Source organism: Nonomuraea sp. ATR24, from assembly GCF_041950485.1.
GTDB classification, from domain to species: Bacteria; Actinomycetota; Actinomycetes; order Streptosporangiales; family Streptosporangiaceae; genus Nonomuraea; species Nonomuraea ceibae.
The window spans coordinates 290,432-311,077 of the sequence record NZ_JBGNUU010000004.1; the positions used below are offsets into that span (position 1 = coordinate 290,432).

Below are 20,646 nucleotides of genomic sequence, written 5' to 3' on the forward strand. Positions count from 1 at the left end.
GGTGAGGATGCGAGCCCCCGGGGGCCACGGGCGGGCCCGACGACGGCGCGTCCTGGTGAGACAGTCCCACCGCCTCCCCGGAGCCCACGCCCCTGCGACAAGGCGAGGCCCCGCTGCGGCGGGCGGTTCTCTGGGAGGGGGCGGCGCGCGGCGGCTCGGGGCAGCCGCCGCCCTCCCTGGAAAGGCCGCGCCCGCTACGGCCGGCGTCTCAAAGGGAGGGGGCCTGGGGCCTAGGTGCTGGCGCGGAGGGCCAGGTGTGGGGGGAGGAGGGTGGCCTGGGGGGCGGGCTTGCCGGCGAGTTTGTCCATGACGAGGCGCACCGCTTCGCGGCCGACCTCCTCGGCGGGGATGAGGACGGAGGTGAGCGGCGGGCTGGCGCGTTCGGCGACGTCGTCGGGGCAGATGGCGACCACGGCGACGTCGTGGGGGACGCGTTTGCCGAGCTGGCGCAGGGCGCTGAGGACGTGGCCGACGGCGGCTTCGTTGTGGACGACGAGGCCGGAGAGGCCAGGCCGGTCGGTCAGGAGCGTGCGGACGGTCTCGTACACCTCGTCGAAGGTCTCCTCGCAGGGCAGGGCGACGCCGGTGACGTGGTGGACGGTGAGGGCGGCGAGGAAGCCTTCGCGGGTGCGGCGGGCGAAGCCGGTGCCGCGTTCGTAGACGACGGCGGGGGCGCCGAGGAGGGCGATCTGGGTGTGGCCGCGTTCGGCGAGGTGGGCGACGCAGCGTTGGCCGGCGGCGGCGAAGTCGAGGTCGACGCAGGTGAGGCCGGCGGGTGAGGCGGGGAAGCCGATGAGAACGCTGGGTTCGGCGAGGTCGCGCAGGAGGGGGACGCGGCGGTCGTCGAGTTCGACGTCCATGAGGACGAAGGCGTCGACGAGGGCGCTGGCGGCGACGCGGCGGATGCCGTCGGTGCCTTCGTCGGCGGTGAGGAGGAGCACGTCGTGGTCGTAGCCGCGGGCGGCGGTGACGACGGCGCTGGCGAAGCGCATGAGGACGGGCACGTGCATGCCGGCGCGCAGCGGCAGGACGAGGGCGATGACGTTGGCGCGTTTGCTGGCGAGGGCGCGGGCGCCGGCGTGGGGGTGGTAGCCGAGGGCGTTGATGCTGTCGAGGACGCGGCGCCGGGTGTCGGCGGAGATGGTGCGTTTGCCGCTGAGCACGTAGGAGACGGTGCTGACGGCCACGCCGGCGTGCCGGGCGACTTCGGCGATCGTGACCGTGCGCCCGCTCAAGCGCCGGCTCCGAGGTCGAGCTGGGCCAGCGTGATGCCGTCGTTCTCGAACACGACATAAAGATCGTGCACGCCGCGCACGCCCGCAAGGGAGGCGGCGATGGCGTGCTGGTCGTGGCGTCCGGTGCGGGGGACGGGGAAGGTGGCGAGGGACTTGCCGTAGAGGGGGTCGCCGAGGCGCAGGGTGATGACGCCGCCTTCGGTGCTGCCGGCGACGGCGAGGCAGGAGGCGGCGCCGGTGAGGTCGACCTGGCGGAAGAGGATCCAGGCGCCTTCGGTCTCGGCGCGTACGGCTTCGCCGTTCTCGCGGGCGGCGTCGGTGAAGGTGACGGCGTCGTAGGAGTCGTGGTCGACGGCGCGCAGGAGGCCGCGGCGGGGCGGGACGTTCTCACCGGTGACCTCGAAGCGGGCGCTGAGCCGCAAATCGGTGGCGCTGCGGCCGACCATGAGCTGGTGCGGGGCGGTCTCGACGACGAAGCGGCTACGGGTGACGTCCCAGAAGGCGAGCTCGGTCACGGGCAGGGTGAGGCGGACGGTGCGGCTCTCGCCGGGGGCGAGGCGGACGCGCTCGAAGCCGCGCAGGCGGCGCAGCGGCTGCTTGACGCGGGAGCGCTGCTGGTGGGTGTAGAACTGGACGACTTCGGCGCCGGGCCGGTCGCCGGTGTTGGTGACGGTGACCTCGCCGGTGACCGTGTCTCCCGTCAGAGTCACGCGCAGGCCGCTGTAGTCGAAGGCGGCGTAGCTGAGGCCGTGGCCGAAGGGGTAGCGGGGGGTGCCGCGGAAGTAGAGGTAGGTGGCGTCGGCGGTGATGATGTCGTAGTCGAGCAGGTCGGGGAGCTCCTGTTCGGAGCGGTACCAGGTCTGGGTGAGCCGGCCTTCGGGGTCGGCGTCGCCGAAGAGCACGTCGGCGAGGGCGCGGCCGTACTCCTGGCCGCCGTGGGCGGACCAGAGGACGGCGGGCAGCCCGGTGGCGGTCCAGGTGAGCGGGTAGCCGCTGGTGACGACCATGACGGTGCGCGGGTTGGCGGCGCGCACGGCGCGGACGACGGCGTCCTGGGCTGGGGCGAGGGCGAGGGTGGTGCGGTCCTCGGTCTCGCGGCCGTTGACGAGGGGGTGGTCGCCCACGACGACGACGGCCACGTCGGCGGCGGCGGCCAGGTCGGCGGCCTGCCGGGCGCCGTCCCTGATGACGTCCATGACGAGCCAGACGGCCTGGTCGGCGTCGTCGACGAGGCGCAGGGTGCCGTCGGCTGCCGCGCCGACGTAGCAGCCGGTGGAGATGTGGCGCAGGGCGAGCGAGCCGCGCGGGCGTTCCTCCATGCGGAACGTCTGGCGCACCTCCCACCCGTTGGGCCCCGGCTGGTCGTTGACGAGCACGCCGTCGGCCACGGACACGAACCGGCCGGTGGCCACGGCGCGCAGGGCGTAGGCGCCGCCGCCCCAGTCGAACACGTCGAACGTGTCGGCCTCCGCGCTGCCGAGGCTGAGCGGCCCTCCGGCGGGGTCGGCGGTCACGGGCCCGGCCTCGGCAGTGAGCGTGACCCGGTCGACACCTTCGCAGAACACGGTCGTGCACCGTTCGGCGATCCCGCCTCGGGCGGTGACGGCGTACGGGAGGGTGCCGCTGTACCAGTCCTCCAGGACGGTGTCGCCGAGCTGCCCGATGACGGCGACAGTGGTGACGTCGCGCAGCGGCAGCAGCCCGTCGTTGTCGAGCAGCACGATCGAGCGCCGGGCCGCCTCGCGGGCGAGCTCCTGGTGCGCCGGGCAGTTGACGACCTCTTCGGTGATGTCGTCGTACGGGGTCGCGGGGTCGAACTCGCCGAGCCGGAACCGGATCGACAGGGCGTGCCGCACGGCGGTGTCGATGTCGTCCTCGGTGAGCAGCCCTTGGTCGAGGGCGTCGCGCAGGTGGCCGAGGGTGGCCTCGGCGCGGTCGTCGTCCTGGGTGAAGCTGTCGAGCCCGGCGCGGACGGCGTGCGCGTACGCCTCGGCGGGGGTGTCGTGGTAGCCCTGGAGGCCGTACAGGTTGCCGGGGGCGTAGGCGTCGCTGACGACGAGCAGGTCGTCGGGCGCCCAGGCGCGCAGCAGTTCGTTGATCAGCGGGCTGAGGTGGGCGGGGCGGCCGTTGACGAGGTTGTAGGAGGGCATGACGGCGACGGCGGCGCCCTGTTCGAGCGCGGGGCGGAAGGCGGGCAGCTCGTACTCGTGCAGCACGCGCGGCGGGAGGTTGCTGGAGGTCTCGCAGCGGTCGGTCTCGTTGTTGTAGGCGAGGAAGTGCTTGAGCGTGGGCGCCGTCTTCAGTACGGGAGCGCTCCCACGAAGGCCGTGGGCGTACGCCGCGCCCATGAGACCGGTCAGCCAGGGGTCCTCGGAGTAGCCCTCCTCGTTGCGCCCCCAGCGCGGGTCGCGCAGCGGGTTGACGACCGGGGCCCACACGTTGCGCCCGGCGCCGGTCGGGTCCTTGTGGTGGAAGGCCAGCACCTCGTCGCCGGTCGCCTCGCCGACCCGGCGGACCAGCTCCGGGTCCCAGGTGGAGGCCAGCCCGATCGCCTGCGGGAACACGGTGGCGGGCCCGAGCCAGGCCAGGCCGTGCAGCGCCTCGGTGCCGGTGCGGAACGGGCCGACGCCCAGCCGCTCGACGGGCGCCTGGTACTGGTGCAGCAGGCCCACCTTCTCGGCCAGAGTGAGCCTGCTCGACAGGTCGGCGATCCGGTCGGGAAGGGGGAGCTCGGGGTCGCGGAAGGGTTCGTGCATGGCCATCCTCTGAGGGGGTGTCGAAGCGCTTCGATGACCGGCCGGGGGCGTTTCGGGGATGTTTCGTGGAGTTTCATGAAGGGTGCACGTCGCCGCGAACCCGGGTCAAGAGTTTCGCGAGATTCCTCCGGGCAATCTTCCCGAATCCACCGAGTCGAGCACGCGGGCGGCGCCGCCCAGCGCGGCGGCGTCGTGCCCGAGCGTCGAGGCCACCACCCGCACGCCGCCGGCCTGCGGCGCGATGGCCCGGTCGGCGACCTCGGCGTGCACGGCGGGCAGCAGCCACGGCGCGAGCGGCACGTAGTAGCCGCCGAGGATGACGACCTCCGGATTGAGCAGGTTGGCGATGATCGACACGCCCCGGCCGAGCCCGGCGCCGACGGAGGCGAGCAGGGTCAGCGTGCTGTCGTCGCCCGCGCGGGCCGAGCGCACGACCTCCTCGATCTCCACCTCGATCTCGGCCGGTGAGGGGTCCAGCCGGCGCAGCACGGCGCCGATGCCGGCCACCGCCTCCAGGCAGCCGCGCCGCCCGCAGCGGCACTCCGGGCCGTCCGGGTCGAGCTGGACGTGGCCGAGCTCGCCGCTGTAGCCGAGGGCGCCGCGCCGCAGCCGCCCGTCGAGGATGACGCCCGCGCCGACGCCGATCTCGCCGGTCAGGTAGATCAGGTCGGCGGCCCCGGCGTGGGCGCCGAACCGCTGCTCGGCCAGGGCCGCCAGGTTGGCGTCGTTGTCGACCTGGATGGCGAACCCGGGATCGCGCAGCGCCTTGGCCAGGTCGCCGCCGATGTCGGCGTCGTACCAGCCGAGGTTGGGCGCGATGCGCACGGTGCCCTGCACGTCGACGAGGCCGGGCAGTCCGACGGCGAGCCCGAGGACCTGCCGCTCCTCCTTGGCCATCCGGTTGATCACCCGCCGGACGATCGCGGCGACGGCGGCCACGCCCTGGTTGACCGAGTCACCGGCGCCGAACGAGCGCCGCCAGGTGAGCAGCCGCTCCCCGGCCAGCCCGGTGGCCACGGCGGTGACGTAGTCGACGTTGATCTCGACGCCGATCGCGGCGTAGGGCGAGCCGTCGAGCACGAGCATCGTGGCGGGCCTGCCCACGCGGTTCTCCGTCAGGCCGGTCTCGCGCACCAGCCGCCGGTCGATGAGGTCGGCGACCAGGCTGGACACGGTGGCCTTGTTCAGCCCCGTCGACGCCGCGATGTCGGCCCGGGAGCACGGCGCGTGCTCGCGCACGAAGCGCAGCACGACCGCGAGGTTGGTGGCCCGGACGTCCGCGAAGTCGGCCGGCTGCGGGCCGGTCGTGGATGTGATCAATATCAGCCCCGTTCCCGCCGAGAAGTGACCCCAGCATGCCGCATCGCGGGCTCCCTTCACCAACCTGTGACCGTGACGCTCCCTTGTGGGTACGGTCACAGTCTACTAATTTGTTTGGTCGAAATACCAACTAATTTTCTCGAGGCCATCCCCACTCAGAGAAGGGACCGAGCCATGTCACCTCAGACGACCCGTCGCGGGTTTCTCGGCCTGGTAGGTGCGGGCGTCCTGGCGGCGACCACCGGCTGCGCGGAGAAGCGCGAGCTGTCCAAAGGCACGGCCGTGGCCGCGGACAAGCTCAAGAGCCTGGTGCCGAACCGGATCCCGTTCGAGATCCCCGGCCTCACGCCCGACCTGCCGGGCTCCGAGTTCGTCTACCCAGGCTTCGTCACCCGGCCGGCCCAGATGGTGCGGGCGGTCACGGCCACGCCGCTGACCAGCGGCAAGGAGGTGACGGCGATGACGCCGCTGTGGGGCACGGTCCCTCCGGGGCTCGGCGACAACTCCTACTACGAGACCGTCAACGAACGGCTCGGCGGCACCGTCCGGTTCAACATCTCCGACGGCAACACGTACGTACAGAAATTGAACACCCTCCTGGCCAGCGGCGACGTCCCCGACATGATGCAGATCCCCGGCTGGAACCTCATCACGATCGCGCACTTCACCGAGGCCGCCAACAAGCTCTTCGCCGACCTGTCGCCCTACCTGGCCGGGGACAAGGCCAAGGAGTTCCCGCTGCTGGCCAACTACGACACCGCCGCCTGGCACTACGGCGTGTTCGGCGGCGTCCTCCAGGGCATCCCGTGGCAGAACGACCCGTACGCGCTCGCCACGTTCGTCCGCCAGGACATCCTCGACGAGCTCGGCCTGGCGCAGCCCAAGAGCGCCGACGACCTGCTCGTGCTCGGCAAGGAGCTGACCGACCCGAAGAAGAAGCGCTGGGCGTTCGGCGCCGTCGACCAGGAGATCCAGCGCGCCTTCGACTCCCCGCGCGAGTGGCGCAACGTCGGCGGCAAGCTGGTGTACAAGTACGAGACCGACGAGTTCGCCGCCTCCGTCGAGTTCGTCACCAAGCTCTTCGAGAGCGGCTGGGTGCACCCGGACGTCGTGGCCAACAAGGACGCCGACCAGAAGGCGCCCTTCGGCAGCGGCCAGCTCGTCATCTACAAGGACGGCCCCGGCTCCTGGCACGAGGCGCTGGGCCGCTTCCTGCCGGACAACCCCAAGTTCGACATGCGGGCGGTCGCCCCCTACCCGGCCAAGCCGGGCGGCAAGATCATGGTGTGGCGCAACGAGCCCGCCGGCATGTTCACCTTCATCAAGAAGGGCCTCGGCGACGCGCGCACCCGCGAGCTGCTCGGGCTGGCCAACTGGTGTTCGGCCCCGTTCGGCACCCAGGAGTACGAGCTGGTCAACAACGGCGTCGAGGGCAAGCACTACGACGTCAAGGACGGCAAGGTCACGCCCACCGCGCTCGGGCGCAAGGAGGTCGCGCCCACCTACCTGTTCCTGTCGGGCCGGCCCGGCGCCACCTCGCAGAGCCAGTACCCCGGCTACGTCCAGGCGATGTGGGAGTGGCAGACCGCCGCCTCCAAGCACCTGGAGAACGACCCGTTCGTCGGCCTCCGCGTCGAGGTGCCGTCGAAGATGGCCGCACTCGCGCAGCCGACCGAGGACAAGCTCAACGAGATCTACCGAGGCAAGCGGCCGGTCTCCGAGTGGAAGCAGATCGTGAAGGAATGGCAGGACCAGGGCGGCAACGAGGCCAGGGACTTCTACAGCAAGGTCGCCCGGGAGAACGGCAGGCTGTGATCTCCGCGACCGCCGCCACGCCACGCCGGAGGCGGGCCGCCAGGCCCGGCAAGGAGCTGACCTGGCGGGCCAAGCTGCGCAGGGACTGGCCACTGGTCCTGATGAACCTGCCGATGCTGCTGGTCGTCCTGGCCTTCTGGTGGATCCCGGCGCTCGGCAACGTCATCGCCTTCCAGGACTACAACCCCTACACCGACGGCATCCTGGGCAGCCCGGTCATCGGGTTCACGAACTTCGCGCTGCTCTTCGAGGATCCGCAGTTCCTGCGCGCGATGGTGAACACGCTGGCGATCACCGCGTTCCAGCTCGTGTTCTACTTCCCGGTGCCGATCATGCTGGCGCTGCTGCTCAACAGCGTGGTCTCGGCCCGGCTGCGGGCGTTCGTGCAGGGCGTCGTCTACATGCCGTACTTCTTCTCCTGGGTGCTGGTCGTGGCCATCTTCCAGCAGATGTTCGGCGGGGCCGGGCTGCTGTCGCAGCTCCTGCGCGAGCGGGGCCACGAGGGCGTCGACTGGATGACGAACTCCGACACGTTCATCCTGCTGCTGACGTCCCAGACGATCTGGAAGGACGCGGGCTGGGGCGCGATCATCTTCCTGGCCGCGCTCAGCACGATCAGCCCGAGCCTGTACGAGGCCGCGGCGGTCGACGGCGCCAAGCGGTGGCGCCGGATGTGGCACATCACGCTGCCCGGGCTGCGCCCGGTCATCATCCTGCTGCTGATCCTGCGCCTGGGCGACGCGCTGAACGTCGGGTTCGAGCAGTTCATGCTGCAGCGCAGCGCCGTCGGGAGCGAGGCGTCGGAGGTGTTCGACACCTTCGTCTACTGGTCCGGCCTGCGCACCGGCGACCTCGGGTACGGCGCGGCCGCCGGGTTGTTCAAGGGGCTGGTCGGGCTGCTGCTGATCCTGGCGGCGAACCGGGTGGCCCACGCGTTCGGCGAGCGAGGGGTGTATTCGAAGTCATGACGCTCTTGGCGACGAGGCGGGGCAGGAAGCCCGCCGGGCTGGCGGCGTGGGAGGAGGCGCCCTCCCCCGCGGGCCGGGTCGGCAAGGGAACGCTGCTCACGCTGATCGTGCTGGCCGTGCTGTTCCCGCTCTACACGATCGTGCTGACGAGCCTGAGCTCGGCGGCGACCGTGAACCGGGTGGGCGGGCTGGTCCTGGTGCCCGAAGGCATCCATTTCGACGCCTATATCCAAATATTTTCGGATTCGGTGGTCAGCCGGGCCGTCCTGGTGAGCACGCTCGTGACCGTCGGCGGCACCGCCATCAGCCTGGGCGTCAGCGTGCTGGGCGCGTACTCGCTGTCGCGGCCCGGCTCGTTCGCGCACCGGCCGCTGCTGTTCAGCGTGCTGCTGATGTTCGTGTTCTTCCCCGGCATCATCCCCGTCTACCTGATGGTCAGCGGGCTCGGGCTGAAGGACAGCTACTGGTCGCTCATCCTGCCGACGGCCGTGTCCGCGTTCAACGTCGTGGTGCTGCGGGCGTTCTTCATGAACATCCCCGGCGAGATCATGGACAGCGCGCGGATCGACGGGGCCGGCGAGTTCCGCATCCTGTGGCGGATCGTGCTGCCCATGTCCAAGGCGGTCACGGCGGTCGTCGGCCTGTTCTACGCGGTCGGCTACTGGAACGCGTGGTTCAACGCGATGCTCTACATCGACGACACGCGCAAGTGGCCGCTGGCGCTCATCCTGCGGCAGTACGTGGTCGACTCCAACCCGCTGCCCACCGCGACGCTGGGCGTGAGCGGCATGGGGCACGACGCTCCCCCGACGCTGGCGATCAAGATGGCGATCGTGGTGATCGCGGTGGTCCCGGCGCTGATCATCTACCCGTTCGTGCAGCGCCACTTCACCAAGGGCGTGATCGTGGGGGCGATCAAGGGCTGAGCGCGAGGGGGCGGCCCGCACGCCGCCCCCTCGCGTCAGGTCAGCTCGCCGCGCAGGTGAGCGTGGCGGGCGGGGTGTTGCTCCCGGAGTGGCCGCCGGTGAAGCCGAACGACGTGCTCGCGCCCGGCTGGACGGCGCCGTTGTAACCGGCGTCGGTCACGCTCACCGCGGCGCCCGTCTGGGTGTGGGAGCCGTTCCAGAGCTGGGTGATGTGCTGGTCGCCGGGGAAGGTCCAGGTGACCTTCCAGCCGGAGACGGCCGAGGCGCCGGTGTTCTTGACCGTCACGCCCGCCTGGAAGCCGCCCGGCCACTGGTTGCCGGGCTGGTAGGTGGCGGTGCACGCCTTGTCGGTGGTCGGGGTGACCGTCGCCGTGGGCGTGACCGTGGCCGTCGGGGTGACCGTGGCCGTGGGGGTGATCGTCGGCTCGGGGCCGGTGCGGTCGCCGTAGATGATGCCCCGGCCGTTGGTGCCCAGGTAGACGCGCCCGTACACGCGCGGGTCGCCTGTCAGGGCCTCGCCCATGTTGCCCCACTGGTGCTCGTCGTCGTTGATGCGCACCCAGGACGAGCCCGCGTCGTCGGACCGGTAGAGGCCCGTGACGCCGCCGACGGTCGCCACCGCGTACAGGGCCTGGTAGGTGGCGCCGGGCGCGGCCTTGCCGAAGCCGACGTTCACCGCCGACGTGATGCCGGGCAGCTTGGTGAAGGAGGCGCCGCTGTCGGTCGAGTGGAACAGGCCCGTCCCGCCGGCCAGCCAGACGTCGCCCTCCCTGCCCGGCAGCGCCTTGAAATGGGTGTTGCCCTCGGCGGGCAGCCCGGTCGCGGCCGTGGCGGTGAAGCTCGCGCCGCCGTCGGTGCTGACGTAGAAGCGGCCGGCGGCGAAGCCGTAGAACTTCATCGGGTTCACCCGGTCCGACTCGACGATCGCGCCCGTGGGCAGGCCCCGCGCCTGCTGCCAGGAGGTGCCGTAGCCGACGGAGTAGTGCGGGGCGACGCCCTTGGGCGCCCACACGAACCGGGAGCCGTCGGCCGCCGCCGCGACCGTGCCGCCCTCGTTGATCCCGCCCGGCTCGCCGCCCTGGAACCAGTTCGCGCCGCCGTCGGTGGAGAAGGCGACGTGGCTGTCGTTCGGCCGGTCGGCGTCGGTGAAGTTGCCGGCCCTGACCATGACGGCCGGGTTCTTCTCGGCGTAGTCGAGGCTGGTGGTCGAGGTGAACCCGGGCGAGGTGAACATCATCGGCGGCACCGCGTCCAGGTCCGTGTGGCGGAAGCCGCCGAGGTCGCCCAGCGCGCTGACCAGCGGCGCGCCGGTCGGCGGGCTGACCAGGTCGAGGACCGCGGTCTCCTCCAGGCCCCGGACCATCGGCCTGATCGTGAACTGGCCGCCGGAGTCCCACCGGGTGAGGTCCTCGGTGCCGTAGATGGTCGCGCCGGTGCCGTACATCATCCTGTCGGAGTCGAACGGGTCGATCTCCAGCGATTCGGTCATCCAGCCGAGCTTGGGCGTGACCTCCGGCGGCTGCGGGTTGGTGCCGAACGTCAGCCACGGCACCTCGGCGATGTCCATCTTGTAGCGGAAACTACGGTTCGGGTACGAGGTCCAGTCCCACACGCGGGTCCAGGTGGCGCCCGAGTCGGTGCTCCTGAAGAAGATCACGTCGGGCCACCAGGAGATCTGCGTGGCGACCATGAGCGTGCCCGGGTCCTGCCGGTCGAGGGTGAGGCCGCTGTAGCCGAAGTAGTCGTCGGCGCTCGCCGACGGCACCGGGCTGACCTGCGTCCACGTGCCGGTCGCGGTCGCGTACCGCCACACGTCGCCCTTGGCGCCGTCGTACGGGCCGCCGGTGTCGCTGGTGGCGACGAACAGGTGGCCGTTCTCGGTGTCGAGCACGCCCTTGTGCGCGATGTAGCCGGTCGGCTGCCCGGCCAGCCGCTCCCAGGTGGCCCCGGCGTCGGTGGTGCGGTAGACGGTGTTGTCCTTGTCGGCGACGCCCACGTAGATCGTCCGGGTGGCGCTGCCCGGCGACGAGGAGCGCGGGTCGTAGGTCACCCAGACGACGCCGGGCCGGTGGCTGAGGTAGCCGTTGGGGTCGTCCGGGTCCTGGGCGTAGTCGCCGGGGTTGGGGAAGCTCGCCACCTTCGCCCAGGTCGCGCCGTGGTCGGTGCTGCGCCACAGGCCGTTGCCGTTGGGCGTGCCGAGGTACAGGACGCTGTTCTTGTTCGGGTCGACGGCCAGCGCCTCGCCCATGCCGCGCCCGGGCATGTTGCCGCCGAGCTTGAACGGCAGCTCGGCGGCCTGCCAGGAGTCGCCCTTGTCGGTGGAGCGGAGGACGGCCCCGTTGCCGGGGTCCCAGTCGTTGGTGTACATGCCGACGGCGGCGTAGACCCGGTCGGTGTCGACCGGGTCGGCGGCCATGCTGACCACGCCGTTCCAGCCCCACCTGTCCCAGCCGACCCAGTCGAGCAGCGGCTTCCACGACCTGGTGGACTGGTTCCAGCGGTAGGCGCCACCGATGTCGGTGCGGGCGTAGATCAGGTCGCGTTCGCCGGGGTTGAACAGGACGCCGGGCACGAACCCGCCGCCGTCGATCCTGACGTTCTTGTAGGTGTACGGGTCCGCCGACACGGCGGAGACCGGCGCCATCCGGACCACCGCCGTGACCATCAGCACGGCGGTGATCGCGATCAGGCTGAGCAATGCCTTTCGCATGAGCGGCTCTCCCTTTCCGGGCACGCCGGAAGCGCACCCGAGGACGAACAGACAGAGCGCCATGCACGAACCAGGTTGCAGGACCCTGACCGTCGCCGCGCCTCGCGCGCATGAGCTACCACAGAGGCTCACACAGGCGGCGATCGAGGTCAATAGTTTGGTTAATCAACGAACTTAAATGCCACGTCTCGCAATCGGACGTCACCCTGGAACACCAGGTACAGATCGCCCTTCCCCGCCTTGAGCGACGCCGTGGCCGTGCCCCACGCGTACACGCCGCCCGTCGCCGGGACCGTGACGGTGGCGAGCAGGGCGCCGGCCGGGGAGCCGCGCCGCACCTCGATCGAGCCGCCCGCGACCGACGCGACGCCGGCCGTCAGCGCGCCCCCGTACACGGCGTCGGTGAAGGAGATCCAGTCGCCGGAGGAGCCCGCGACGACGTCACCGGCGACCTTGTTCTCGTCGGCGAACGCGACGCCCGAGTAGTCGTCGAAGTTCATCGCCCGGGTCGTCCGCGACAAATCCCTCGGCGGGATCGTCTCCCCCTTGACACGCAGCGTGGCCCGCTGGCGGATCCGGTCGGACGAGGAGCCGACCAGCACGTCGTGGGTGGCGGACTCGACGGCCCACCGCTCCCGCGTGTGATCCCACACGGCCAGGTCCGCCCGCGCGAGCCGGAAGGTGACGGTACGCGACTCGCCCGGCGCCAGCGCGATCCGCTCGAAGCCGCGCAGCCGCTTGACCGGCTGGTCGAACCGCGACGCGCGCTGGCGGGTGTAGAGCTGGACGACCTCCTCGCCCGCCACGTCGCCGGTGTTGGTGACCTTGACGCTCACCTCGTCACCGCGCACCCGCAGCCCCTGGTAGCCGAACGTGGTGTAGCTGAGGCCGTGGCCGAACGGGTAGAGCTCGCCGCCCCGGTGATACAGGTACGTCATGCCGGTCTTGGCCAGGTCGTAGTCCAGGATGCTCGGCAGGTCGTCGGTGGCGTACCAGGTCTGGGTGAGCCGCCCGGCCGGGTTGACGTCGCCGAAGAGCACGTCGGCCACGGCGTGCCCGGTCTCGGCGCCGGCGTGCGTGGTCCACAGCAGCGTCGGGGCGTCCACGATCACCGGGTAGCTGGTCTCCAGCACCACGACCGTCCTCGGGTTGGCCGCGCGCACGGCCTTGACGAGCCGGAGCTGCCCCTCGCCGAGCCGGAGGTCGTCGCGGTCGTGGAACTCGCGGCCGTGCACCCACGGGTGGCTGCCGACGACCACCACGGCCACGTCGGCCTTGCGGGCCCGCTCGGCGGCCTCGGCGACGCCGTCGGAGACGATCTCCTTGGTGAAGCGCGCCGCCTGCGCCTTGGGGGCCAGGCCGAGCGTCCCGTCGGCGTTGACGGTCACGTACGGGTCGCGCAGCCCGTACCAGCTCTCCACGCTCTCGAACCCGGCGTAACGGACGAGATGGCTGCCGTCGGCCTGCTTCTCCAGCGCGAACTGCTGCTGGACGTACCAGCCGTTGGGCTCGTCGTCGTCGGTGTCGAGCGAGCGCCAGTTGCCGCCGAGCAGCTTGCCGTTGCCGGCGTTGCGCAGCGTGGAGACGCCGCTCACCCAGTCGGTGAGGTCCCACTGCGAGGCGGCCGTGGGCGTGGTGTCGGCCAGCGCGGTGTTGCCCGCCGTCGCGGTGACGTACTTGCCGGAGCCGAGGTGCTTGAGGGCGATCCGCTCCAGGCCCTGGGCGGTGGTCACGTCCTTGACGCGCTCCTTGATCCCGTCGAGCGGCGTCACCTGGTACGGCATGCTGCCCGCGTACCAGTCGCCGTACAGCTTGCCGGCCAGCGGTCCCACCACGGCCGCCGAGCCGGGGTCGCGCAGCGGCAGCACGCCGGAGTTGCGCAGGAGCACCGCCGCCTTGCCCGCGGCCTCCCGGTTCAGCCGCCGGTGCTCGGCACTGTCGATCACCTCGGGACCGATGTCCCGGTACGGGCCGCCGTCCGGGTCGAAGTGGCCGAGCCGGAACCGCACCGACAGCGCGTGCCCCACCGCCCGGTCCACGTCGGCCTCGGTGATGAGGCCCCGCTCCAGCGCGATCGTCAGGTTCTCGACCAGCGGCCCGGAGTCGGCGCCGTCGATGGTGAAGCTGTCCTGGCCCGACTTGAGCACGGCGGCGAACGCCTCCGGCTTGTCGTCGAAGTACTTCTCCGGGTCGGTGAGCGCGTGCGGCCCCCATGCGTCGCTCACGTTGTAGAGCGTCCGGTCCGTCCAGGAGCGGACGACCTCGTCCAGGTCCCGGTTGACGTGGTTGGGGCGGCCGTTGACCAGGTTGTAGGAGGCCATCACGCCGGTCGCGGCGTCGGCCGAGATCGCCTGCCTGAACGGCTGCTCGTAGTATTCGCGCTTGAGCCGGGGCGTCAGGTTGGACGAGGTCAGGCTGCGGTCGGTCTCGTTGTTGTAGCCCAGATAGTGCTTCAGCACGGGCGCGGTCTTGAGGTAGAACGGGTCGTCACCCTGGAGGCCCTTGCCGTAGGCGGTGGCCATCGTGCCGCTGAGCAGCGGGTCCTCCGAATAGCCCTCCTCGTTGCGGCCGGCGCGCGGGTCGCGCAGCGGGTCCACGACGGGCGCCCACAGTTGCAGCCCCCACAGGACCGGGTCGAGCGCGTTGTGGCCGCGCGCCTCGTCGCCCACGGCGTCGCCGACCCGCTTGACCAGCGCCGGGTCCCAGGTGCTGGCCAGGCCCACGGCCTGCGGGAACACGGTCCCGCTCGCGAGCTTCATGTTCCAGTTGTCGTCGCGGTGGTTGGACCAGGCGACGCCGTGCAGCGCCTCGGTCCCGTTCTTGTGGTACGGGATGCCCAGCCTGGGGATGGCCGGCTGCGACTGGTGCAGCATGCCGAGCTTCTCCGGGAGCGTGAGCCGGCCAAGCAGGTCGGCCACCCGCTGCTCCAGCGGCAGCCCCGGGTCGCGGAAGGCGGGCTCGGCCGTCGCGTGCGCGGCCGGCGCGGTGAGCAGCGAGGCGGCCAGCACGGCCGCGGTGAGTAACCGTAAGGACATGGGGGGTGTCTCCTCGGGAATGGGAGGCTCACTTCACGGCGCCGACCGTGATGCCTCGGGTGAGCGTGCGCTGGAAGATCAGGAAGAACGCGACGGCCGGGACGATGCCCAGCAGGGCGGAGGCGCTGGACATGGTCGCGTCCATGTACCGCTCCCCCTGCAGCACGCCGAGCGCCACCGGCACCGTCTGGTTGTCGTTGGAGATCAGGAAGATCAGCGGGAGGAAGAACTCGTTCCACGTCCAGATGAAGAAGAAGATCATCAGCACGCTCAGCGTCGGCCGGCTGATCGGCACCACGATCCGGGTCAGCGCCCGGAACCGCCCCGCGCCGTCGATCTCCGCCGCCTCCAGGATCTCCTTCGGGAACTGGCCCAGCACCGCGCTGAGCAGGTACGTCCCGAAGGCCGCCTGGATCACGGTGAAGATGATGATCATCGACAGCCGGGTGTCGTAAAGCCCGAGCTCCTTGGCCAGGTAGTAGAGCGGGTAGGCGAGCGCCTCCTGCGGCAGCGTGTTCGCCACCAGGAACAGCACCAGGATCGACAGCCGGCCGCGCACCCGCCCGATGCCGAGCGCGTACGCGTTGAGCACCGACAGCACCACCGCCAGCACCGCCACCGAGCCGCTGATCAGCAGGCTGTTGACGAGCTTCTCGCCGAAGTCCACCCGCTCCCAGAAGTCCACGACGCCCTGGAGGTGGAGGCCGCCGGGCAGGCTCAGCGGCCCCTCCGAGCTGTACTCCTCCGGCGACTTGACCGCGTTGAGCGCCACGACCAGGAACGGGAACACCATGACCACGGCCAGCACGACCAGCGCCGCGAGCACCGCCCAGCGCCCCGGCCCCCTCATCGCTCACGCTCCTGCACGCGCAGGAACAGGAACGTCACCACGACGATGATCAGCGCCAGCACCGTGGCGATGGCCGACCCGTACCCGACGTTGCTCTTCTGGAAGAAGTTCAGGTACGAGAAGTACGACGGCACCATCGTGGCGTTGCCCGGCCCGCCGCGCGTGAGCACGAAGATCGGCCCGAACACCTTCAGCGCGGCGATCGTGCACGTCAGCAGCACCACGAAGATCTCCGGCCGGATCTGCGGCACCGTGATGTGCCACACCCGGCGCCACCAGGACGCCCCGTCGAGCTCGGCCGCCTCGTAGTAGGCCGGGTCCACGCGCTGCAACCCCGCCATGAAGATCACCACGGGGTAGCCGAGCTGGAACCAGACCATGACCGCCATCACCGTCGCCAGCGCCAGATCGGGATCGCCCAGCCAGTCGAGCTCCAGCCCGAACGCCCGGTTGACCGCCCCGTACGACGGGTGCAGCATCCAGCCCCACACCACGCCCGCCACCGCGACCGGCAGCACCTGCGGCAGGTAGTACATGGCCCGCAGCGCCGCCGCCGTCCGCGTCCCGAACCGCTTGCCGACGTAGTCGAACAGCGCGGCGGCCAGCACCAGGCCGATCACCGTGGGCACGATCGCCATGGCCACGATGAGCGCGACGTTGTTCCGGAACGAGAGCCAGAAGCGCTCGTCCTCCAGCAGCCTGGCGTAGTTGTCCAGGCCGACCCACCTGGGCGTGCCCACCCCCGACCAGCGGGTGAAGCTCACGCCCAGGTTCATCAGGAACGGCACCACGATGACGCCCAGGAACAGCAGCAGGCTGGGCGCCAGGTAGGGCCAGTAGCCTCTCCTTCTCATTCAGTTGCCGAGGTCGGCGAGGTTGTCCTCGTACGGCCCGGCGATCTCGGTCAGCACCTCGGCCGGCGACTTGGCGCCGTTGATGAGCTGCTGCGTGCCGGCGACCAGGACGTCGTAGTAGCCGGGCGCGGGCCAGTCGGGGTAGAAGGCCAGCCCGTCGGCCGCCGTCAGCTTGTTGAACGTCTCGATGAGCTCCTTGCTCTTCGGGTCGGTGATCGCCGCCGGGTCGGCCGCGACCGGGACGCCGCCCGAGTTGCCGAGCAGGTTCTGGATCTCCTTGCTCATCGTGATGTCGATGAAGTCGTAGGCCAGGTCCTTGTTCGCCGACTTCTCCGGCACCACCCACAGGTTGCCGCTGGAGCCGGGCGCCATCGTCGAGCCGGGGAACAGGAAGTGGCCCCACTCGAACCCCTTGGCCTCCTCGGCGACCCGGCCGTACCACCAGCTCCCGCTGATCATGATCGGGAAGTCGCCCTTCATGAACGCCACGCCCATGTCCTCGGCCTTCAGCCCGGACGCCTTCTCGTCGACGTACCCCTTCTTCACCCAGTCGGCGAACGTCGTCGCCCCGTACGTGAGCTCCGGGCCCTGGAAGTCGACCTTGCCCTGGTAGGACTGGTACGCGTCGACCCAGGCGCGGTCCGCCTTGCTGAGGGCGAGCTGGTAGACGATCTGCTGGGCCGGGTACTCGGCGCCCGCCAGCGACACCGGGGTCACGCCGGCCTTGACGAAGGCGTCCAGCGCGGCCGTGAACTCCTCGTACGTCGCCGGGACCTCGACCTTGTGCTTCTCGAACAGGTCCTTGTTGTAGTAGACCATCACGAACTCGCCGTAGTTGGGCAGCCCGTACCAGTTGCCGGAGCCCATCACGCCCCGGTCGTCGTAGCGGGCCGTGGTCGCCAGGCCGCCCGGCAGCAGCTTGTCCCAGCCGCGCTTGGTCACCTCCTCGCTCATGTCGGCGATGAGGCCCTGCTTGGACAGCAGGCCGGCGGTGGCGTTGCCCTTGTTGTACTCCATGAGGTCGGGCGCCTCGTCGGAGTTGAGCACCATGCTCGCCGTCTTCTGGATCTGCTCGAAGCTCTTCTCCTCGAACCGCACCTTGACGCCCGGGTGCGTGGCCTCGAACTTCTTGATCGCCTCGGCCCACGCCTTGCCCATCGCGCTCTCGGCGGCCTCGTAGTGCCAGAGCTTGAGCACGCGCGGCTGACCCGGGTCGGCCGCCGGCTCACCGCCGCCACCACCGCACGCCGACAGCGCGAGCGTCACGGCCACCAGCGCCGCCACGCCAGTCTTCCTGATCATGGTCCCTCCTGGGTGATGACGGCCCTGCCGGGAGCGCCCGCCACCGGGGCGAACTCGACGGCGGCGACCCGTTTCGGCCCGGTGACGGTCACGCGCAGCGTGTCGCCGTCCCGGGTGGCCACGACGGCGGTCTCGCCGTCGGTGTCGTGGATCCGCATCCGGCAGTCGCCGCCCCCGAAGGCGACCAGCGTGATCGTGTCCGGCGTCGTCACGGTCTCGCCCGGTTCGGCGATCGGGACGAGCGCGCCGCGCCGCACGTACAGCGGGATCTGCTCCAGCGGCTTCGTCACGCGCACGTACCGCCTGCCGCCGTGCGTCTCGCCGGTCCAGTAGTCCACCCACTCTCCATCCGGCAGGTAGACGTCCCGCGTGCCGCCGGGCGAGGTCATCGGCGCGACCAGCAGGTCCCGCCCCAGCAGGTACTCCAGATCGGCCTGCCAGGCGACCGGGTCCTTCGGGTGGTCCACGCAGAGCGCGCGCATCATCGGCGCTCCCGTCCGCGCCGCCTCGACGGCCGCCGAGTAGAGGTACGGCATCAGCCGGTAGCGCAGCCTCAGCGCGTCGACCGCCTGCTCCTCGACGGCCGGGAACTCCCACGGCTCCCGCGTCGTCGTGCCGTGCAGCCGCACCAGCGGCGACAGCGCGCCGAACTGCGTCCACCGCACGAACAGGTCGTCGCTCGGCCTCCCGGTGAACCCGCCGGCGTCATGGCTCCAGAACGGCACCCCGGACAGCCCGTGCGCCAGCCCGCCCCGGATCGTGCTGCCCATCGCGGCATAGCTCGTGTACGTGTCGCCGCTCCACTGGGCGCTGTGCCGCTGCCCGCCCAGGAACGACGAGCGCGCCCACACCAGGCCGTGCCCGTGCACCTCCCGGGTCACCTCGGCGACCGCGTCGTTGAACAGCAGCGTGTAGACGTTGTGCAGGTCGGTGCCGGTCATGCCGTTGTAGGCGACGGCGTCGGCGGGCACACCCTCGGCGAAGTCCGTCTTGAACGCCTGCACGCCCTGGCGCAGCAGCGCCCGGAGCCGGTCCTGGAACCAGCGTTTCGCGGCGGGGCGGGTCAGGTCGAGGATGCCGCAGGCGGGGAACGATCCGTGCCAGGTGTCGGCGACGTACGCCTCCCCCGCCCCATTTTTCAGGAAATATCCCGCGTTAGCGGCTTCTGCGAACGCGGGGCTCAGGTGGGAGATGTACGGGTTCATCCACAGACAGACCTTGAACCCCATCCCGTCCAGCTCCGCCAGCATCGCCGCCGGATCCGGGAAGTTCACCGGGTCCCAGCGCAGATCCGACCAGTGCCCGTCGGCCTGCCAGTAGGTGTCCAGATGCAGCACATCACACGGGATCCCGCGCTCCCGGATCGTCCGCGCCCTGGCCAGCACCCGCTCCTGGCTGTCGACGCAGAAGCCCGAGGAGATCCAGGTGCCGAACGCCCACTTCGGCGGCAGCTCCGGCCGGCACGTCAGCCGGTCGTAGCGCTCCAGCACCTCCGGCGGCGTCGGCCCGGCGATCACGTAGTAGTCCAGCACGTCGTCCGGCACCACGATCTGCACGGCGCTGTGCGTCGACTGGCACACGTCGAACTCCGTCGGCGCGCCGCTGTCCACCAGCACCCCGTAGCCCCGGCTCGACAGATAGAGCGGCACGTTCTTGTAGGCGCGCTGCGACTCGGCGCCGAACGCGTCGAAGTTCCACATCACCGGCCGCTGCCCGCGCTTGTCCAGCCGCGCGAACGACTCCCCGAACCCGGCGAACGCCTCATCGGGCGCGGCGACGAAACTCTCGTGATAGGCCACCGGCCCGCCGCCCGCCGACGACCGCCCGAACGGCAGCGTCCGCATCCGTCCGCTGATGTCCACATGGCCCCGGTCCTGCTCGACCAGCGTGACCCCGGCGGCATCCGTGAACCGCAGCTCCCACGGCGCCAACCGGATCTCCGCCCGCAGCGACCCCGCGTCCACCACGATCCGCCCGTCGGCCGTGCTCTCCGCCCGCGCCCCCGCGAACGTGCCCGGCCGCACCAGCGCGATCGCCCGCTCCGACCGGGGCCGGGCATCGGCGTCCTCGCTCAGCCGTACCCGGATCACGCCCTCACCGGCCACGCCCACCTGCACGACCAGCGTCTCCTCTGCCGTGGTGACCGCCTTCAGCATCACCCCCGCGCCGTCGGCGGCCACCAGCTCGGCGGCGGTCAACGCGGACAGCCCTCCCTCGCCGTGCGCGCGGACCGGCAGCTCGGGCGGGTCGGCCACGAAGTACTCATGCGCGACCAGGGGCGGGCGATAGGGCATGGATGCTCCTTCAAGGGGTGCGAAACTCCTGAATTAGTTTGCTGTCCATACCAACAAAGGTCAACGGGTAATTCGTTTACTCCCCATCCCAACTCGGCTCAGGACAAGGGTCCGGGCCCTTGGCGGGGGCGCTTCGCCCGTGGGCGTAGGGCAAGGGCCTCGCCCGTGGCGCGCTCCGCGCGTTCGCCTGCTCGGACTCCTCTCAGTGGGGGCCCAGCCCCCCACACCCCCTGGCAAGGGGCCTCCCGGCCCCCTGCACCCCCGGGGGTTGCGCGGGGCGGGAAGTTGGGCGGTAGGGAGTGCCGGGCGGAGGGCGCTTGACCGTGGAGACGCAAGCCGCAGGTGCGAGCTGGAGGCGGGGCGGGCTAGAGGCAGGCGGGCTGGGGGCCGGGCCCGGGACACGGTCGGAGGCGGGGGCGGGCCGGGAGGTCGCGGCACTCGGCCGGAAGACGCGGGACCAGGGCGTAAGGCGGGTGGGGGCCGGACCACGGCCAGACTAAGGGCCGAACCGGGGACGGGAAGCTGAGGGCCGGGAACCGGAGGCCCGACACCGGAGGCCGGGGACCGAGGGCCGGGGGGCC

The 20,646-nt window shown here is 71.1% G+C and carries 12 protein-coding genes; 3 read left to right on the forward strand and 9 right to left on the reverse strand.

Annotated elements, in window-relative coordinates; genetic code table 11:
- Positions 1-230 precede the first annotated feature (230 nt).
- The 3 genes from ACBI99_RS12315 to ACBI99_RS12325 form a co-directional block, all read right to left on the reverse strand.
- Positions 231-1,235: a LacI family DNA-binding transcriptional regulator gene (locus ACBI99_RS12315; RefSeq protein WP_375072324.1), complete on the reverse strand. Its 1,005-nt coding sequence runs from the start codon at positions 1,233-1,235 to the stop codon at positions 231-233.
- Positions 1,232-3,991, reverse strand: coding sequence for a glycoside hydrolase family 3 C-terminal domain-containing protein (locus ACBI99_RS12320; RefSeq protein WP_357584147.1), 2,760 nt, complete (start codon positions 3,989-3,991; stop codon positions 1,232-1,234). The genes ACBI99_RS12315 and ACBI99_RS12320 overlap by 4 nt, the downstream gene beginning before the upstream one ends.
- A gap of 105 nt (positions 3,992-4,096) precedes the next feature.
- A complete protein-coding gene (locus ACBI99_RS12325) occupies positions 4,097-5,311 on the reverse strand; it encodes an ROK family transcriptional regulator (RefSeq protein ID WP_357584149.1) in 1,215 nt (404 codons plus the stop codon).
- 174 nt (positions 5,312-5,485) lie between these two features.
- Between ACBI99_RS12325 and ACBI99_RS12330 the strand changes: the two genes are divergently transcribed.
- The 3 genes from ACBI99_RS12330 to ACBI99_RS12340 are packed head-to-tail and all read left to right on the forward strand — an operon-like array spanning position 5,486 to position 9,020.
- Entirely contained in the window at positions 5,486-7,126 is a 1,641-nt protein-coding gene (locus ACBI99_RS12330; protein ID WP_357584151.1) for an extracellular solute-binding protein, read from the forward strand.
- A complete protein-coding gene (locus ACBI99_RS12335; protein ID WP_219499890.1) occupies positions 7,123-8,094 on the forward strand; it encodes a sugar ABC transporter permease in 972 nt (323 codons plus the stop codon). The genes ACBI99_RS12330 and ACBI99_RS12335 overlap by 4 nt, the downstream gene beginning before the upstream one ends.
- Entirely contained in the window at positions 8,091-9,020 is a 930-nt protein-coding gene (locus ACBI99_RS12340; protein ID WP_375072325.1) for a carbohydrate ABC transporter permease, read from the forward strand. The genes ACBI99_RS12335 and ACBI99_RS12340 overlap by 4 nt, the downstream gene beginning before the upstream one ends.
- Before the next feature lie 40 nt (positions 9,021-9,060).
- Here ACBI99_RS12340 and ACBI99_RS12345 read toward each other — a convergent pair whose 3' ends face one another.
- The 6 genes from ACBI99_RS12345 to ACBI99_RS12370 form a co-directional block, all read right to left on the reverse strand.
- Positions 9,061-11,730, reverse strand: a complete 2,670-nt coding sequence (locus ACBI99_RS12345; RefSeq protein ID WP_375072326.1) for a cellulose binding domain-containing protein — start codon at positions 11,728-11,730, stop codon at positions 9,061-9,063.
- Between the two features lie 161 nt (positions 11,731-11,891).
- On the reverse strand, positions 11,892-14,765 hold the full coding sequence (locus ACBI99_RS12350) for a glycoside hydrolase family 3 C-terminal domain-containing protein (protein ID WP_375072327.1): 2,874 nt from the start codon (positions 14,763-14,765) through the stop codon (positions 11,892-11,894).
- Positions 14,766-14,793: 28 nt separating this feature from the next.
- Positions 14,794-15,615: a carbohydrate ABC transporter permease gene (locus ACBI99_RS12355; RefSeq protein ID WP_357584159.1), complete on the reverse strand. Its 822-nt coding sequence runs from the start codon at positions 15,613-15,615 to the stop codon at positions 14,794-14,796.
- Positions 15,612-16,469: a carbohydrate ABC transporter permease gene (locus ACBI99_RS12360; RefSeq protein ID WP_375072328.1), complete on the reverse strand. Its 858-nt coding sequence runs from the start codon at positions 16,467-16,469 to the stop codon at positions 15,612-15,614. Before ACBI99_RS12360 ends, ACBI99_RS12355 begins: the two co-directional genes overlap by 4 nt.
- Positions 16,470-17,771, reverse strand: coding sequence for an ABC transporter substrate-binding protein (locus ACBI99_RS12365; RefSeq protein WP_375072329.1), 1,302 nt, complete (start codon positions 17,769-17,771; stop codon positions 16,470-16,472).
- A complete protein-coding gene (locus ACBI99_RS12370; RefSeq protein ID WP_375072330.1) occupies positions 17,768-20,065 on the reverse strand; it encodes a TIM-barrel domain-containing protein in 2,298 nt (765 codons plus the stop codon). The genes ACBI99_RS12365 and ACBI99_RS12370 overlap by 4 nt, the downstream gene beginning before the upstream one ends.
- Positions 20,066-20,646 lie beyond the last annotated feature (581 nt).